This window comes from Ruegeria sp. AA6 (assembly GCF_056542865.1).
In genome coordinates this window covers 1-716 of the sequence record NZ_JBQGAN010000078.1, presented here as the reverse complement: position 1 = coordinate 716, position 716 = coordinate 1, and the positions used below count along the sequence as shown (strand labels likewise).

1 protein-coding gene is annotated in these 716 nt (G+C 59.8%); it reads right to left on the bottom strand.

The window, feature by feature from the left end; all coding sequences use genetic code 11:
• On the bottom strand, nt 1-716 hold a 716-nt coding region (locus tag ACR0LN_RS23945), incomplete at both ends, for a 3-deoxy-D-manno-octulosonic acid transferase (RefSeq protein WP_480433243.1).

Below are 716 nucleotides of genomic sequence, written 5' to 3'. Positions count from 1 at the left end.
CCAGACGTGGCAGCATCCGCAAGGCCTGACGATGGGCCGTCAGAACCGAGATGAATTCCTTGTCCTGAACCCATGCGGCCAGCCAAACCGGGCGTCCGGCCATTGTGTGAGTGGTCTCGATCAATTCATCTTCGGGCCAGGGCTCTGGGTTGGGGCTGATATGAAGTGGTGGCGCGACCGAGATTTTTGCCGAGTTCACTCCCAGGCGTCGGATTTGGCGTGCGCTGTCATCATTGGGCGCAAGTATCGCTGTAAAGCAATCCAGCGTGTATCGCGTGATATCAGGTAGCCAACGTCCACCCCTTGCGGTTTTCACGTCGACCACAGCCTCAAGCAAAATTAGCGGAATGCCCCGCTCCTGTGCGCGTGTTATCACATTGGGCATCAGCCCACCGCCAAACCACAGCCCCATATCAGGGCGCCAGTGATCCAAGAACGTGCGCGCCGCGCCGGTATGTTCGGCGGGCAGCATTGTGATCGGGGTATCGCAATCTTCCCAGTCCTTCAGATCAACATCGGGTGGGGCGGTCAGCAACAGCGAAAGTCCCGGTCGCACAGACAGCAGCCGACGGCAAATATTGTCGACGGCCCGCAACCGATCGGGTGTACTGACATGGACCCACAGAAGTTCACCTTCCGGGCGCGCAATCTCGGGGTGGCCCGTGCTTTGCGGGACGCCCCAGTACAGGACCCGATAGGCCGCAAGGCTCAGAGAT